This window comes from Pseudarthrobacter sp. NPDC092439, assembly GCF_044754945.1.
Classification (GTDB): Bacteria; Actinomycetota; Actinomycetes; order Actinomycetales; family Micrococcaceae; genus Arthrobacter.
Map to the genome: position 1 here is coordinate 89,771 of NZ_JBIVQB010000007.1, position 15,718 is coordinate 105,488.

Genomic DNA, 15,718 nt, shown 5'->3' on the forward strand with positions numbered 1-15,718 from the left:
AAACCTCAACCTGGAACGGTGCGCCGGGGCGTCCGGGTGCCCCCGCCGGCCGCTCTTGACCCGCCTGCGGCCCGGTGTTGAGATGAAAGTGTGGCGCGTCCGCGCCCCACCGTAAAAAGCACGTCAGGCGAACCATCGGAGGTAGGAAGATGAGCACCACCGGACAGCACCCGGACATGCCGCACCTGGACGCCGTAGAAGCGGATCCGGCGTACGACTACGCCGAGGACGCACCGGTCGACCAGGACGAGTGGGACACCGAGGACGAGTTCCTGGACGAGGAAGAACCCGTAGTCCAGGCGCCGCCTGTCGTGGTCGATGCCGAGGACCGGGTGGTCCCGCTGGATGACGGGGAGCGCGAGACCGAATAGGACGGACGACGGCGGCACCTCCCTGCGCTGAGCGCGGAAGGAGGTGCCGCCGTCGTGCGTCATGAACCAGCCGCCGCGGCGGGGGAGTCCGCCACGATCGCGTCACAGCGGCGGCCGGCCCATTAGTATTGCTCCAGAGCGGCCCGGTCAGCCGGCGATGAAAGGTTCGTAGATGAAGGCACTGCCAGTTGAGCCGAGCAATATTCCGGTGGCCATCGGCTCCCGGATCCGCGCCGCCCGGCAGTCGCAACGGCTCACCATTGAACAGGTTGCGGACGCCACCGGGCTGACCAAGGGATTCCTTAGCCGGGTGGAGCGCGACCTGACCTCGCCGTCGGTGGCCTCGTTGGTGACACTGTGCCAGGTGCTGTCCATCTCCATCGGCGAACTGTTTGCCGCCCCTGAGACCCATCTCACCAAGCGCAACCACGGCCCGCGGATTTCGCTGGGCGGCCACGGCATCGTGGAGCGCCTGCTGACCGCGCGTTCCGAGCGGCGGGTGCAGATCATCCAGGCGGTCATCGAGCCGCACGGCCGGGGCGAGTCCGAGCTGTACGCCGTGGACTGCGACGTTGACGTGCTGCACGTGATCAAAGGCGAGTTCCGGCTGATCCTCACCAACGAGGAATTCGACCTCAGTGCCGGCGATACCGTCACCTTCCCGGGCCGGGAACCGCACACCTGGATCAACCCCACGGGCCAGCCCGTGGAGGTGCTCTGGGTTCTGGTGCCCGCCGCCAGCCGCTAAACCCGACACGGTTAGAGCCGACGGGACGGGTTTTGGTAAACAATTGGTGCCCAGAGGAAAACAAGGGTGTATGATGGCTATCACACCACATCCACTCCGCAGAGAGGCCTTCAGTGGAAGAGCTCCGCATCGAAGCCAACGGCAACCTTGGCCCCATTGATTCATCACGGATTCCCCGGTATGCCGGTGCAGCGACCTACGCCCGGCTGCCACGCCTCGACCAGGTGGCCAAAGCGGACGTCACCGTTGTGGGTGTCCCGTTCGACTCCGGCGTCTCCTACCGGCCCGGCGCCCGCTTTGGCGCCAACCATGTCCGCGAGGCCAGCCGTCTTCTGCGGCCCTACAACCCGGCCTGGGATGTCAGTCCGTTCGAGAACGTCCAGGTGGCGGACGCGGGGGACATGGCCGTCAACCCGTTCAACATCAATGAAGCCATCGAGACCATCCAGCAGAACGCCCTGGATCTCACGGCCGGTGGCAGCAGGCTGGTCACCCTGGGCGGCGACCACACCATCGCCCTGCCTCTGCTCCGCGCAGCCGCCGAGCGCGCGGGCGGACCGGTCGCCATGCTGCACTTCGACGCCCACCTGGACACCTGGGACACCTACTTCGGCGCCGAGTACACCCACGGCACACCTTTCCGCCGCGCGGTGGAGGAAGGCATCCTGGACACGGAGGCCATCAGCCACATCGGCACCCGCGGCCCGCTTTACGGCAAAAAGGACCTCGATGACGACCACCGCTTTGGATTCGGCATCGTTACCTCCGCGGACGTGTACTACCAGGGCGTCCTTGAAACCGTGGCCAAGGTCCGGGACCGCATCGGCAACCGTCCGCTGTACATCTCCGTGGACATCGACGTCCTGGATCCTGCCCACGCACCCGGCACCGGAACCCCCGAGGCCGGCGGCATCACCAGCCGCGAACTGCTGGAAATCATCCGTGGCTTCCGCGGCATGAACCTGGTGGGCGCGGACGTGGTGGAGGTGGCACCGGCCTACGACCACGCGGAAATCACCGGCGTCGCAGCCAGCCACGTGGCCTACGAACTCGTCACGCTCATGGCCGACAACGCAGTAGAAGGCGACCGTTTCGGGGCAGCCAACGGGTACGCCGCCCAGGCCCTCGGCCAGGAAGTCCGGCAGCCTGCCGGATTCGCCGCTGGAATCAAGGAGTAGTCACTATGATCGATTTCGATCCCGGCACTGCAGCCCCCACGAAGGGTACCGATGTCCGCAACGGCGGGGACCTCGTCGTCGAAACCCTGGAAGCCCTGGGTGCCAAGACAGTCTTCGGCATTCCCGGCCAGCACGCGCTCGGCCTGTTCGACGCCATGGGCCGCGGGAATCTCCAGTTCGTCTCGTCACGGGTTGAGAACAACAGCGCCTTCGCCGCCGACGGCTACTCCCGCGCCACCGGCGAGGTGGGCGTGCTGTTCCTCTCCACCGGCCCGGGCGCGCTGACATCCCTGGCCGGGCTGCAGGAAGCGTACGCCACCGGGGTGCCCATGGTGGTGGTGGCCAGCCAAATCCCGCTGGAGGGGCTCGGCGCGCGGCGCAAGGGCATGCTCCACCAGCTCGATGACCAGAAGGCTTCCGCCGCCAACGTCACCAAGAGCCAGCGGCTGATCCAGCACGCCTCCGGCATTCCCTCCGCCATCCAGGACGCCTGGACGGAAGCCATCTCGTCCCCGCAGGGCCCGGTGTGGATCGAAATACCGCAGAACGTGCTGCTGGATCCCATCATGGTGCCGCCGGTGGAGGATGCGCTCGCGGAAGCCGCGGACAACCCGCCCCGGGTGGAGTTGGTGCGCGAAGCCGTGAAGTGGCTATCGGCAGCCAAGCGGCCGGCCATCATCGCCGGCGGCGGCACGCGCCGTGGCCGGGGCGAAAAGTCCCTGCTGTCCATTGCCGAAAAGCTTCGGGCACCGGTGATCTGCACGCCCGGCGGCAACGGGGCTTTCCCGTGGAACCATGAACTGTCCCTGCAGTCCTGGATCGAGGACCGCTACATGACGGACCTGCTGGAGGACGCTGACGTCCTGATGGTGATCGGTTCGTCCCTGGGCGAGGTGACCTCCAACTACTTCACGTTCGAGCCGCGCGGCCGAATCATCCAGATCGACGCCGAGCCCCGGGTCCTCGAGTCCAACCGGCCGGGCCTGGGTATCCGTGCCGACGCCGGGCAGGCGCTCGCCGCCTTGGACGATGCCCTCGATGAGGCGCTGCGGAGGGACCGCAACGCGCAGCCGGACTGGCACGGCGCTTCCCCGGAACAGCTGGTGAAGGACTCGCTGGCGAGCGTCCGCGGCCGTCTTGAAGGGCAGGATCTCGCTAAGGAGCTGAAGTTCATGGCGGACATCCGCGAGGCCGTTCCCGCGGACATGCAGACCTTCTGGGACATGACCATCGCCGCCTACTGGGGCTGGAGCTGCTGGGACGCCCGCGAGGGCGAATTCCACTCGGCGCAGGGCGCGGGCGGCCTGGGCTTCGGGTTCCCGGCGGCGATCGGCGCAGCCGTCGGACTGGAAACCGTGGGCAAGCCCGGCCGCGTGCTGGCGGTCTCCGGCGACGGTTCGTCCATGTACTCCATTTCCGAACTGGCAACGGCCCGGCAGCACAACATTCCGGTCACCTGGCTGATCGTGGACGACGGCGGTTACGGAATCCTGCGCGAGTACATGATGGGTGCGTTCGGCAAGGCTACCGCCACCGAGCTGGCTCGCCCGGACTTCGTCAAGCTTGCTGAATCGTTCGGCGTCCCGGCAACCCGGGTAGCGCCGGAGGACGTCGGGGACGCGCTGAAGGCGGGATTCGCCGCAGACGGACCCAACGTCGTCGTGGTTGAAACGCTCCTGAAAATGTTCGCCCCCACCCATCTGGGCGACTAACCTGCAGCATCACCGCGGACCCCGGCTCCCAAAAGGAGCCGGGGTCCTTTGCATCCGTAGTTGCTTAGGGCAAAGAATTTGAGGAGCCACCATTGCTGCGCTGGCCGCCGACATGGGGACGGGATCTGCGCCGCGCCCGGCGCCATCCGCGAGCCGATACGATTCTGCTCATGGACAACGGCAGCAGCGTGAAGCAGGACGGGCCCCTGGGGGAGACCGGCTACCAATTGCCCGACGGCGGTGCGCAGGCGGGTGCGCAGGCGCGGGTAGGCCCAAAGACCCGGCTGAGTTCCGGTCCCCGGCGGATCGAGGTGCTGGTTCCCATGCGGTGGGGTGACATGGACGCCTATGGTCACATCAATAACGTGCAGATTGTCCGCATGCTGGAAGAGGCACGGATTGGTGCCTTCGGGCCCCCGCGAGGCGCCGGACTCCCCGGCGTGGAACCGCAGGTCTCCCTGTTCAACGACGTCCCGCAGGGGACCATGGCGCTGGTGGTGGACCACAAGATCCGCTACGTCCGCACCCTGGAATACCGCAACATCCCCGCCGTGGTGGAGGTGTGGATCGGCGCCGTGAAGGGGGCAAGCTTCGACATCCACTACCTCATCAAGGATCCCGTCACGGGTGAGGAATGCGTCAAAGCCAGCAGCCACCTGGCTTTCGTGGATGAAGCCTCCGGCCGGGTCCAGCGGCTCACGCCGGAGCAGAAGGAACGGCTGGCGCCCTTCACCCATTAGAGGCGGAAGGCACTGTGCGGGAGTCACCTGGTGTCGGACAATAGGCATCACCCGAGAATGAAGGAGTCCCGACATGGCACAGAAGAAGACCTGGAAAGAAATGTCGCCGTCGGCGCGCGCCGGGTTCATCCTGGTGGGCATTGCGCAGGTTTCGCTGCTGCTGGCGGCCCAGCGGGATATTTCGCGCCGGCCGGCCGAACTGATCAATGGGCCCAAGGCTGCGTGGCGGGCAGCATCCTTCATTAACTTCGTGGGCCCGATGGGTTACTTCGTCCTGGGACGCAAACGGCCGGTTCCGCACGTCTGAGGCCTGCTGCCGGGCTCCTGCCGGCGGTTTTGAGCGGCTGTCCAGTTTGACCCTGTAAATTTGAAACATGACCCCCGTCTCAACTGCTGCCATGACACGTGCCCCAGGTATCTCACGCGAGATTGAGGACGCGGCATGGTTTGTGCTGGGCCCGGGGATGCTGGGCAAGCCCTCCGCGCTGGACGGCCGGACCCTGACCTGGACTGCGGACGCCGCCGCGGAGTTGCTGGAACGGCTGGAGCGGGGCACTCCGGACCCCAAGGCTCCCATGATGACCAACCTCCGGCACAACCTCGAAGGTGCCTCCCGCGAGGCCAAGCAGTTGGCCGTTGAGCTGCTCTTCCTGCAGTCCCTTCCGCTGGCACACGAGGTGAAGTCCCTGAAGGTCAAGCGGGCCCGGGTGGCGGAGGCCGCGTCCTGGCTCGAACCGCCGCTGGAACTGCCCGAGGAGCTGTACCAGGGCATGACGGACCACGGCGTCATCAGGGACCGGACGGCAGAGTTCAACTGGACCATCTGGGACCACCTGAAGTGGCTGTGCCGGTTCGTGCAGCACGTGGACCAGCAGCCCACGCAGGCCATCGCCGCTGCGCTGCATGACCCTCTCGCATTCCACCGTCTGGCCGCGGCTACGCCGGACGACCAGCCGGCGATCCGCCGCAGCATCGAGTTCCTTACTTGGCCCAGCTACTTCGAGCCCGTGGTGGCTGACGTGGAGCGCCAGGAGATCCGGGATGCCTTCGCCTCCCTGGTCGGGGGTGCCAAGGGCGACGCCGAGGAAGACATCACCGCGGACATCCACCGGATCCGCCGGCACCTGGACGAGCAGGCCGGCCAGCGCATCGACTGGTATTCCCGGCAGCTGGTGAGCCAGTGGCGCAAGGTGGGGGACCCCGGGCGGCGGGCGTGGCTGCTTCGCACGCACAGTGACAACACCGAACTGCTCACGGCCTGGCGTGGCGAGGAGAAGGTGACCCTCGACGTCGAACATCTCCGCCTGCTTGACCCCGGCGTTACTGCCGGGCTGGTGCAGCATTCTGTGGACGAGGACTATAAGCACCTGGGTTATGTGGAGCGCGAAGATACCAAGACCGCCGTCTTCGCTTTCCTGACCGTGATGAAGCCCGGCGACCTGGTGCTGTACCAGCATTCGGGTGCGGTGCGGCTGGGTGTGGTGCTCGGCGAGCCGGAGCACAACGACGACAACCGGCGGCTGCGCCGGAAGGTGCGCTGGTTTGATGAAGGGCACACCACCACGGACCTGCCCCGCCATGTGCAGCGGCAGTTGGCGACGCCCGGCATCGTGGTGGACGTAACCCGGGTGGTGCAGGCGCTGCAGGCCCTGGTGCCGGCCGAAGCCGAGGCAGAACCGGACGAGGACGTGGAGGCCACCGGCCTCATCCCGGTGGTGCAGGAAGGTTTCCGCCCGCTGACGCCTGAGTTCGCCGCGTCGCTGCACATGGAGCTTGAGCCCCTCCAGGAGATCGCGGACCTGCTGGAGGAAAACCGGCAACTGGTCCTTTATGGCCCGCCCGGCACCGGAAAGACGTACCTGGCCAAGCACCTTGCCGCGGAACTCGCCAATGACACCACGGATGAGCGGGTAAAGCTGGTGCAGTTCCACCCGTCCTACGCTTACGAGGACTTCTTCGAAGGCTACCGGCCGGACAAGACGGACGAAGGCCAGGTTTCCTTCAAACTCGTGGCAGGGCCGCTGCGCCGCCTGGCCGAGGAAGCTGCCAAGCCGGGGAACGAGAACAAGCCGTACTTCCTGATCATCGACGAGATGAACCGGGCCAACCTGGCAAAGGTGTTTGGCGAGCTGTACTTCCTTCTGGAGTACCGGGACGACCGGATCTACCTGCAGTACAGCCCCAACGAGCCGTTCACGCTGCCGGACAACCTGTACATCATCGGCACCATGAACACGGCCGACCGGTCGATCGCCATGATGGATGCCGCGATCCGCCGCCGCTTCTCCTTTATCGAGCTTCACCCGCAGACGGAGCCAGTGAAGGGATCACTGCTCCGGTTCCTTCAGGCACGGAAGCTGGACCTGACGCCCGCGCTGCTGCTGGATGCCCTGAACGCGGCCATCGACGAGTGGGACCGGGACCTGATGATCGGCCCGTCCTACTTCATGAAACCGGCGGCCCAGACCCCGGCCGGGCTGCGCCGGATCTGGAAGTACGAGCTCATGCCGCTGCTCGAGGAGCACTATCACGGCCAGCTGACACGGGCGCAGCTGGAGGAGCGATTCGGACTGGAACAGCTGCTGGGGCGCCTTGCAACGGGTTAAACCCGGTGGAACGGTCCGGCACCTGGTACTGGACGAACTTTCCCGCGGAATCGTGGAGCGGCTGGATCCGGCCAGTGCCTCCTTTCTGAACTCCAGCGGCCTGGCCAAGGCCTCGCCCATGGGGATGGGACTGTACCGGCTCGAACCGGTGGGCAAGGTGGGATCGGTCCGCACACCCACTGTCCAGCTGGATGTTCGGCCCAAGGACCGGCTGGACCTGAGCCGCCTGCTGTTCCTCCTCAGCTATGCCGGCGACCAGGGCTTCCGGCCCGACACCGTGGCGGCGGTGGAGGAGAAAGACCTGTGGGGGGCGCTGGCCGAATCGCTGGCCAAGCTGGCCGAGCGCGCGCTGGGCCGCGGCGTGCTGCAGGGTTACCTGACCGTGGACGAATCACTCCGGACCGTGAAGGGACGGATCCGGATTTCGGACCAGATCTCCCGCCGCCCGGGGATGCTGGTGCCGCTGGAAGTGTCGTACGACGAATTCACCGAGGACATCGCGGAGAACCGCATCCTCCGGGCAGCGCTGGAACGCATGGGGCAGGTGCCGCGGGTCCGGCCGGAAGTGCTGAGCAGGCTGCGCCAGCTCAAGGGAAAGCTCGACGCCGTCACGCGCCTCCCCGCCGGCGCCCCACTGCCGCCGTGGAGACCCACCCGGATGAACCTCCGTTACCACCCGGTTCTGCGCCTGGCCGAACTCATCCTGCGAAATTCCTCTGCCGAGTCAGGGGAGGGGAAACAGCAGACCGCTTCCTTTGTTGTGGACATGGGGGAGGTGTTCCGGGACTTCGTAGGGGCGGCCCTCCGCGAGGCGATGTCCGCGTTCCCGGGAGAACTGCGGCTTAAATACAACGCCCTGCTCAGCGAAGCCGTGCGGGACGCCGATCGGCTCTCGGTGCGGCCGGACGTGGTGCACCTGCTGGGTGGTCGGCCGGTGGTTGTGTACAACGCCAAATACAAAGCAGCCACGGACACGGGCGCCTCCCTGACGGCCGACCATTACCAGATGCTGGCGCACTGCACGGCCCTCGCGGTGCCCACAGCGTGGCTGGTGTATGCCGGTGCGGGGGAGGTCAAACTGCGCCGAATCCTCAATACCGACATTGACATTGTGGAGTTTCCCCTGGACCTTTCCCGGCCGCCGTCGGAAATCCTGGCGGCCATTTCGGACCTTGCGCAGCAATCCTGGGGCGAAGTGGTGCGGCAAGCACGGAGCAGCGGGGCAGGTGACAGTTATACTGCTGACGTTGGCTTGTGAGGGGACGCTATGGGTGACGCACGAGTGGGACTTGTCATTGAGGACGATCAGGATATCCGGGAGCTGGTCCGGACGGTGCTGACCCAGGCCGGGTTTGAGGTGACTGTCGCGAGCTCCGGAGCGGAAGGCGTTGCCGCCGCCCGCGGGCTAAGCCCCGACGTGATCACCCTGGACCTGGGGCTGCCGGATATCGACGGTTTCGAAGTAGCCCGGCAGATCCGCGAATTCTCTGATGCCTACATCGTGATGCTCACCGCGCGGGCCGAAGAGCTGGACACGCTGATCGGGCTGGAATCCGGTGCCGACGACTACCTCACTAAACCGTTCCGTCCGCGCGAACTGCGGGCCCGCGTGGCTGCGATGATGCGCCGGCCCCGGGCTGCCGTGCCCATCCCGGCCGGTGCCGGAGCCTCCGGTGATGCCGCCGCCGTCGGGCTTTCCGGAGCCGCTGCACGCGCCGGCGGCACGGACCCTGTGCATCCGGTGGAGAACGGCGACCGGCATTACAGCCACAACGGCCTTGAACTCAGTTACGCTTCCCGCACGGTGACCGTCGACGGGGAGGAAATGCACCTGACCCGCACCGAATTCGAACTCCTTCGCGCCATCCTGGAAGCCGGCCGGACTGTCCGCACCAAAGCGGACCTGGTCCGGCGCCTGCGGGAGGAGGACTACGACGTCGGAAGCTATATCAGCGAGGCGGACGAACGCTCCGTGGAAGTCCATATGGGAAACCTCCGGAAGAAGCTGGGCGATTCGGTGCAGCACCCCCGCTGGCTGCAGACGGTCCGCGGCGTGGGTTACCGCTTGGCGCCGGGCGGGCCACCGGCCGAACACTGAGTCTGGAGCCGGTGTGTGGTCAGCCGGCTGCACTGGCTGATGGGCCGCAGAAACGAGGCTGCGAGCCGGGGGAGGGCCACCGCTACGTCGGCTTCCCGGGCTTCCGTGCGGATCTCGCTTTCCAGCTCGGTGGCCAGGCCGGCCAAGCGCTCGGCGCCCACCATCTGGCTGGAGGTTTTCAGGCTCAGGACCGCATCCACTGACCCGTCCAGATCCCCGGTGGTGAGCGCCAGGCGAAGCCGGCCGATCCGCTGCGGCAGGCACTGGATGAAGTCAGCCACGAACATCCTGCAATAACCTTCGTCATCTTCCAGCTCCTCGCGCAACCGGTCCAGCACGGACTGGTCCACCAAGGGCCTGGAGACATCATCAGCTGCGCCCACGACGGTCCTTTCGGGTCCGGTGTCCTGCGGCGAGACCAGCCGGGGAACAAAGCGGTCGGCGGAGGCCCTCCGCTCCATCTCAGGGTAGGTCCGATCCCGGGGCCTGGGGATGGTCCGGCAGAGAATTGTGGGTTTCTTGATGGGATTGCGGGCTTATGTTGAGGTGGAGGTCCAGGAACTGCACCAGTCGGTTCTCCAACGCCGAACTGTCCTTCAATTGGCATTCCCATACCGTGAGCACTTCCCATCCCGCGGCCTCGAGTTCGCTGCGCTGGCGGGCGTCGCGCTCCCGGGTGCGGGTGCGCTTGGCCTCCCAGAAGGCGGCGTTCGCTTGAGGAGCGTGCAGGCCCGCGCGGCAGTCGTGGAAGTGCCAGAAACAGCCGTTGACGAAGATGACCTTGCGTCGGCCGGCGAACACAAGATCCGGGTTGCCCGGAAGGCGGCGGCTCCCGGCCCGCCCGTGGAGCCGGTAACGGTAGCCCTTGGCGTGCAGCAGCCGGCGCACCAGCAGCTCCGGCTTCGTGTCCTTGCCCCGGATGCGGGACATGTTCCAGCTGCGCTGCTCAGGTGTGAGCTTGTCCGCCATGGATCCAGTCTAGGAGGATTCAGATCTCCCGCTCGGGCTGCTCGCCGAAAACGAAATGGCGGCCGCTGATGGAGACCGGCTCGATCTCCACATAGAAGTCCTTGAGGGTGGGCACCCACGTCTTCAGGCCGAGTTCCTCCACGGCGGCGAGTTCGCTCGAGTTGGTCAGCACCCGGGCGGTGCCGCGAAGGACGACGGACCAGGCCTCCTCGGAGAGGATGCCGTCTGTTTCGAACAGAACCTTGGCGTTGATGGTCAGCTGGGCGAGCTTGTTTCCCGGCGCCGTCCGGAGGTACACCTTCCGGTTGGAAACCAGGTAATTGACGGGGAAGATGTCAGGTTCGCCGGCCACGGAGACCACCAGCCGGCCGTGCCTTGTGCCTTCCAGCAGCTTCCAGGACTGCTCGTCGTTGAGTTCCAGTACGGGATTTGCATCTGCATGTTCGAACATCATGGACTCATCCTTCTACGTTCGGTAGAAGTTTGCCAGTGCCGGAAGTCCCTTCTTTCATCTTGTGCCTGTCAGGAAAGGATCATGCCGTGCCGGCTGCATTCCGCGCGCCACCCGAGCGGGGACACCTGCACTTTCAGGCGCCGGCGGCATTCGCCGCAGTACCGGGGCGGTTCCATTTCCAGGTGGTGGGCGCACCCTGGGTGGGCGGCTGCCTGGTGGGCGTACGACGGCGGGACAACGCCGCCGTCGTACGCTTCCTCCTGCAGGTCCCCGCCGCAGTGCCCGCAATAACGCGGTGCGGCGGGCGTTTGGGGAACGGTCACGGGACGGTTCATAGGGTCTTCTGGAGTTCCTTGATGGGCATGTTGAGGTCCACGAGGAGGCTGAGATCGGCGTCTGCGGGGCGGCCCAGGGTGGTGAGGTAATTGCCGACAATGACCGCGTTGATGCCGCCCAGGAGGCCTTCGCGGGTGCCGAGGTCGCCGAGGGTGAGTTCGCGGCCGCCAGCGTAGCGGAGGACCGTGCGGGGCATGGCAAGGCGGAAGGCGGCGATGGCGCGCAGGGCGTCCTTGCCGTCCATAATCTCCTGGTTTTCCAGCGGGGTTCCGGGGCGCGGGTTGAGGAAGTTGAGCGGAACTTCGTGGGGTTCGAGGGCGGCGAGTTCGGCGCGCTGTTCGACTGTTTCGCCCATGCCGATCAGGGCTCCGCAGCACAGTTCCATGCCGGCGTCCTTGACCATGTTGCAGGTTTCGAGGCGCTCCTCGTAGGTGTGGGTGGTGACGACCTTGGGGAAGTAGCTGCGTGCTGTTTCGAGGTTGTGGTTGTAGCGGTGCACACCCCATTCTTTGAGCTGGTCCACTTGGCCCTGGGTCAGCATGCCCAGGGAGCAGGCGATGTTGATATCCACTTCCTCGTTGATGCGGTCGATGGCGAACTTGATCTGGTTCATCAGTTTGATGTCCGGGCCGCGGACGGCGGCGACGATGCAGAACTCCGTGGCGCCGGTGGCGGCGGTTTCCTTCGCTGCTTTGACCAGTTCCGGAATGTCCAACCAGACGCTGCGGACGGGGGAATCGAAGAGGCCGGACTGGCTGCAGAAGTGGCAGTCTTCCGGGCAGCCGCCGGTCTTGATCGAGATGATGCCTTCGACTTCGACGTCTACCCCGCAGTGTCGGAGGCGGACCTGGTGGGCCAGGTCCAGGGCGGCCGGTAGGGCCTCGTCCGGGAGGCGGAGGACGTCGATGAGCTGCGCCTCGCTGAGGCCGACCCCGTCTTCGAGGACCTGCCGGCGCGCTGTTTCGAGGATCGGGTGGGTGAGTTGCTGCGGGGGCATCGTCATTGAGGTTCCTTAACTGGTGGGGCAGTGAGTCTCTCTTTCTGACCGTAGTTTGGGGTGGGTGGGCTGTTTTTGTTGGAGGGCCACAAGCCGGCGGGGAAGGGTTTGTATTGCGGTTTGCCTCGCAGCGGCATCCGAATGTGACTTCCTCCTAGGCCGCCGGGGTGGTAGAACCGAGGACGAGTGGCTGTGGATAACTTTGACTGAGGGAATGTGAGCTGGGCTACTCTTGAATCACCGTCCGGAGCACGCCGTTTTGAAGACTATTGGGGGAGTAGCGGCCCATGACAACGCACGTTATCTCTAAGCATGCATCGCTTGGCGGCGTCGCAGTGGTTGCGGCAGCGGCGTTGATGCTCGCTGGATGCGCTGGCCCTGCACCTGGTCCCGCAGCCAGCCCCGAGAGCACCCAGTCTGCGGCAGCGAGCGCTTCACCCTCCCCGATGCCGACCCTGACGGCCGCTCCTGCCTATAAACCGGCCAGTGCATCCGGGCCGGCGCAGAATGTGCCGGTGCCAGTACTTCCGGCCGTCGCAAAGACGAAGACTAAAGAGGGGCTGGAAGCGTTTACCAAGTATTGGTATCAGCTTCTCGACTACGGCTATCAGACTGGTGATACCCGACCTCTCGCGGGTGCTTCTGCGCCGGGGTGCCGTTTTTGCGCTGGCCTTCGTGAAGGTATTGAGGAAGCATGGGGCGAGGGCCGTTGGGTGGTCGGGGGCAAGATTGAGACTCCTGCCATAACGGCCCGGCTTGCGCCGGGACAGGACGCATATTCAGTCGTGCAGGTAATTCAGCAGGATGTTGAAATAAGAAGGCCGGACGGAACTCTGTATCAAGATCCGACGCCCTCCACTAACAGTGGTAGCCGCGCAAGTGCCACTTTTGGCCCTGACGGCTGGGCCATGGATGAGATCGGATTCATAGGCTAGACGCGATGAATAAGCGTAGCCTGGGCGCGGCACTACTTGCGTTGATTCTCATCAGTACCAGCGGAGAACTGGTCTTGGCGGACGAGGCGGTGGCTGGCGATGAGAAGAAAATCGATTTTGGTTACGTAGACCGTGGGATTCATGTTGGCGCAGACAAATGGATCCTTGACAAGGAAACCGGGTTTCCGGTGCGGCTGGCTCCAGGCCAAGCACCCACGGACCCAAACGATTACAAATACGAGCTGCAGTGCCACTTGGGCGACGGGGATTTCGACTCGGTGTGCCTCCGCACTCAACTGAAATGTACCAACGGCCCCAACGATGAGGACGGAATCCCGGTTGTGTGGCTGTCGAAGCCCCGAGGGGTTCCGGGTGCTGTCTGGGCTCGCCATTCGGGTCCCACATGCCTTTATGATCCGAAGCCGGAAGACGTTCTTCCGCGGATTGCCGGTGCCATCCAGAAACGATTCGAAGCCCTGCCGGTTGACGCTGGAGCCGTCGTTGCCCAGCCGAGCCCGCACACGCTGCGGGGAGCGGAGACCAATTTCTACGCTGACGCTCGAGAGCAACAGTTCGACATCACCATGTTCGGCCAGAAGGTTCATGTCGTGGCCACGCCAGTTCAGTACACATGGAATTACGGCGATGGAGCGGTCTTTGGGCCCCAGCCTTCCATGGGCGGACCCTTACCGCAGGATCGCTGGGGTGAGAAAACCAGGACCAGCCACGCCTACGGGGCTACAGGGGACTTCCAAGTCGTCATGACCACCAGTTTCCGGGGGACGTACTCCGTCAACGACGGACCTCCGCTGCCGATTCCTGGAGAAGGCCAGTTCAGTGCCGCCCCCCAAACGATCAGCGTTTGGCGTTCAATCACGCGTAACTACGCAGACGACTGCAACGTGAATCCGAGTGGGCAGGGTTGTCCGGGTTCGTAGGAACTGGCGTTGCCTAAAACCTTTCGGGCGTCCGGCCCACCCCTGTGACCCCTGTCCCACCCGGAATAGCAGCCCGGTCCGTGAGGTTGGCAATGGCAGTACCGCTTCTGTCCCTGAAAGGAACCGCGCATGCTGTTTTCCCCTTTGATCCTTGGCGAACTCGAGCTTCCCAACCGTCTGGTCATGGCGCCCCTGACCCGGCTCCGAGCCGGTGAGGCCGGCATTCCCGGGTCGCTCGTGGCGGAACACTACCGTCAGCGTGCTTCGTTGGGACTCATCATCAGCGAGGGAATCTATCCCACTATCGCCGGCCGCTCCTACGCCGGCCAGCCCGGCATCGCGACTGGAGATCAGATCGCCGGCTGGAAGAAGGTCACGGACGCCGTGCACGCCGAGGGCGGCCGCATGTTCGCTCAGATCATGCACGGAGGCCGGGTCTCGCACCCTGAAATCACGGGCGGCCAGAACGTTGTCGCGCCCAGCCCGGTGGCCATCGAGGGCGAAGTCCGCACCCCGTCGGGCAAGCAGCCGTACCCCGTGCCGCATGCCCTGACCACGGATGAACTTCCGGTGGTCATCCAGGAAATCGTCACAGCCTCGCTTAATGCTGTGGAGGCAGGGTTCGATGGCGTGGAACTCCACTCCGCCAACGGTTACCTTCTGCACGAATTCCTGGCGCCCAACTCGAACGTCCGGACCGACAGCTACGGCGGCTCTCCGGAGAACCGGGCGCGCTTCGTCATCGAAACCGTTAACGCGGTGGTGGCCGCATTGGGTGCCAACCGGGTGGGTATCCGCATCTCGCCCGAGCACAACGTCCAGGGCATTGCCGAAACGGACCGGGGTGATGTCCGCGCCACCTACGAAGTGCTCGTGGACAGCATCGCACCGTTGAACCTCGCCTACCTCAGCATCCTCCACCACGACCCATCGGGCGAGCTGGTGCAGGACCTTCGCGCCCGCTTTAGCGGCACATTTCTGGTGAACACCGGCTTCGCTGTTGTCACTACGCGGGACGAGGCAGCCGGTCTGGTGTCCTCCGGCCACGCAGATGCCGTGGTGGTGGGCAGGCCCGCCCTCGCCAACCCGGATCTCGCCCGCCGCTGGCGGGAAAGCCTGCCGCTGAATGAGCCGGACGCCGCCACCTTCTACGCCTCGGGCGCCGAGGGCTACACGGACTACCCGGCCTACCGGGGCTGACCTGCCGGCCGGGTAGCCCTTAAAGCAACGCTTCCCGGCCGGTCCCCTCCCGCATCACCAGTTTTCCGTCCTCGACGGAAACGAGGACGCTCCTTGGCCTGCCAGTGACTTTCTTGATGGCCTTCAGCCCGCGGTTAGTGACCTCCACTCCCACCTGTGCGCCCTTTGCCGGGAGCTCCACCGAGACTTCCGCAGCGATGCCCAGAATAGGATTTGTTGACACCCCAACATCCCTCCGCGCCTGCTTGCCATTGACCGTCAAGGTGATGTTGGCGTCCTCGAACCCCTCTTGAAATACGACCAGCAGTTCCCTCATGGGTGCCTCTTCCTCGAGCAGCGGAGCCGGTGACGGCAGTTCCATCACAGCACTTTTGGTGCCGCAGCGGAACAGCCCCCAGCAGCAGGAGACCTGGCGCCCCGGTGGAGCGCGCAGGAC

At 65.2% G+C, this 15,718-nt stretch carries 18 protein-coding genes; 12 read left to right on the plus strand and 6 right to left on the minus strand.

The features are described 5' to 3' along the window. Window positions 1-149: 149 nt before the first annotated feature. The 9 genes from ACIQCM_RS14135 to ACIQCM_RS14175 all read left to right on the plus strand — a co-directional run bounded on the left by ACIQCM_RS14135 (window position 150) and on the right by ACIQCM_RS14175 (window position 9,453). A complete protein-coding gene (locus tag ACIQCM_RS14135) occupies window positions 150-371 on the plus strand; it encodes a hypothetical protein (RefSeq protein WP_400608131.1) in 222 nt (73 codons plus the stop codon). 172 nt (window positions 372-543) lie between these two features. Then, window positions 544-1,119 (plus strand): helix-turn-helix domain-containing protein, encoded by a 576-nt coding sequence (locus tag ACIQCM_RS14140; RefSeq protein ID WP_400608129.1) that lies wholly within the window; start codon window positions 544-546, stop codon window positions 1,117-1,119. A gap of 113 nt (window positions 1,120-1,232) precedes the next feature. Continuing rightward, window positions 1,233-2,297: an agmatinase gene (speB, locus tag ACIQCM_RS14145; RefSeq protein WP_400608127.1), complete on the plus strand. Its 1,065-nt coding sequence runs from the start codon at window positions 1,233-1,235 to the stop codon at window positions 2,295-2,297. A gap of 5 nt (window positions 2,298-2,302) precedes the next feature. Next, entirely contained in the window at window positions 2,303-4,009 is a 1,707-nt protein-coding gene (locus ACIQCM_RS14150; protein ID WP_400608124.1) for a thiamine pyrophosphate-binding protein, read from the plus strand. Window positions 4,010-4,332: 323 nt separating this feature from the next. After that, window positions 4,333-4,749 (plus strand): acyl-CoA thioesterase, encoded by a 417-nt coding sequence (locus ACIQCM_RS14155; protein WP_400608277.1) that lies wholly within the window; start codon window positions 4,333-4,335, stop codon window positions 4,747-4,749. Between the two features lie 73 nt (window positions 4,750-4,822). Continuing rightward, the gene (locus ACIQCM_RS14160) at window positions 4,823-5,056 is read left to right on the plus strand and encodes a hypothetical protein (protein ID WP_400608122.1); all 234 of its coding nucleotides are present in this window, start codon (window positions 4,823-4,825) and stop codon (window positions 5,054-5,056) included. Between the two features lie 67 nt (window positions 5,057-5,123). After that, window positions 5,124-7,355 carry an McrB family protein gene (locus ACIQCM_RS14165; RefSeq protein WP_400608120.1) on the plus strand — a complete coding sequence of 744 codons (2,232 nt, stop codon included), beginning with the start codon at window positions 5,124-5,126 and terminating at the stop codon, window positions 7,353-7,355. 28 nt (window positions 7,356-7,383) lie between these two features. Next, on the plus strand, window positions 7,384-8,613 hold the full coding sequence (locus ACIQCM_RS14170; protein WP_400608275.1) for a restriction endonuclease: 1,230 nt from the start codon (window positions 7,384-7,386) through the stop codon (window positions 8,611-8,613). 9 nt (window positions 8,614-8,622) lie between these two features. Then, on the plus strand, window positions 8,623-9,453 hold the full coding sequence (locus ACIQCM_RS14175) for a response regulator transcription factor (RefSeq protein ID WP_400608118.1): 831 nt from the start codon (window positions 8,623-8,625) through the stop codon (window positions 9,451-9,453). On the opposite strand, the gene ACIQCM_RS14180 is transcribed toward ACIQCM_RS14175, so the two are convergent. The 5 genes from ACIQCM_RS14180 to bioB all read right to left on the minus strand — a co-directional run bounded on the left by ACIQCM_RS14180 (window position 9,414) and on the right by bioB (window position 12,215). Then, window positions 9,414-9,836, minus strand: coding sequence for an Hpt domain-containing protein (locus ACIQCM_RS14180; protein WP_400608273.1), 423 nt, complete (start codon window positions 9,834-9,836; stop codon window positions 9,414-9,416). The two genes, ACIQCM_RS14175 and ACIQCM_RS14180, sit on opposite strands and share 40 nt — an antisense overlap. Before the next feature lie 79 nt (window positions 9,837-9,915). Next, entirely contained in the window at window positions 9,916-10,422 is a 507-nt protein-coding gene (locus ACIQCM_RS14185) for a very short patch repair endonuclease (protein ID WP_400608115.1), read from the minus strand. 19 nt (window positions 10,423-10,441) lie between these two features. Continuing rightward, window positions 10,442-10,876: a pyridoxamine 5'-phosphate oxidase family protein gene (locus tag ACIQCM_RS14190; protein ID WP_400608112.1), complete on the minus strand. Its 435-nt coding sequence runs from the start codon at window positions 10,874-10,876 to the stop codon at window positions 10,442-10,444. 68 nt (window positions 10,877-10,944) lie between these two features. After that, window positions 10,945-11,199, minus strand: a complete 255-nt coding sequence (locus ACIQCM_RS14195; protein WP_400608110.1) for a hypothetical protein — start codon at window positions 11,197-11,199, stop codon at window positions 10,945-10,947. A gap of 8 nt (window positions 11,200-11,207) precedes the next feature. Next, window positions 11,208-12,215 carry a biotin synthase BioB gene (gene bioB, locus ACIQCM_RS14200; RefSeq protein WP_400608107.1) on the minus strand — a complete coding sequence of 336 codons (1,008 nt, stop codon included), beginning with the start codon at window positions 12,213-12,215 and terminating at the stop codon, window positions 11,208-11,210. Window positions 12,216-12,655: 440 nt separating this feature from the next. Here bioB and ACIQCM_RS14205 point away from each other — a divergent pair, with 440 nt between their 5' ends. From ACIQCM_RS14205 to ACIQCM_RS14215, 3 genes are all read left to right on the plus strand, one after another. Beyond that, window positions 12,656-13,144: a DUF6318 family protein gene (locus tag ACIQCM_RS14205; protein WP_400633685.1), complete on the plus strand. Its 489-nt coding sequence runs from the start codon at window positions 12,656-12,658 to the stop codon at window positions 13,142-13,144. 5 nt (window positions 13,145-13,149) lie between these two features. Beyond that, a complete protein-coding gene (locus ACIQCM_RS14210; RefSeq protein WP_400608102.1) occupies window positions 13,150-14,082 on the plus strand; it encodes a hypothetical protein in 933 nt (310 codons plus the stop codon). A 129-nt stretch (window positions 14,083-14,211) separates the two neighbouring features. Beyond that, complete coding sequence (locus ACIQCM_RS14215; RefSeq protein WP_400608099.1) at window positions 14,212-15,282, plus strand: alkene reductase; 1,071 nt, start codon at window positions 14,212-14,214, stop codon at window positions 15,280-15,282. A 19-nt stretch (window positions 15,283-15,301) separates the two neighbouring features. Here ACIQCM_RS14215 and ACIQCM_RS14220 read toward each other — a convergent pair whose 3' ends face one another. Then, window positions 15,302-15,598 carry a hypothetical protein gene (locus tag ACIQCM_RS14220; protein ID WP_400608097.1) on the minus strand — a complete coding sequence of 99 codons (297 nt, stop codon included), beginning with the start codon at window positions 15,596-15,598 and terminating at the stop codon, window positions 15,302-15,304. Window positions 15,599-15,718: the final 120 nt, after the last annotated feature.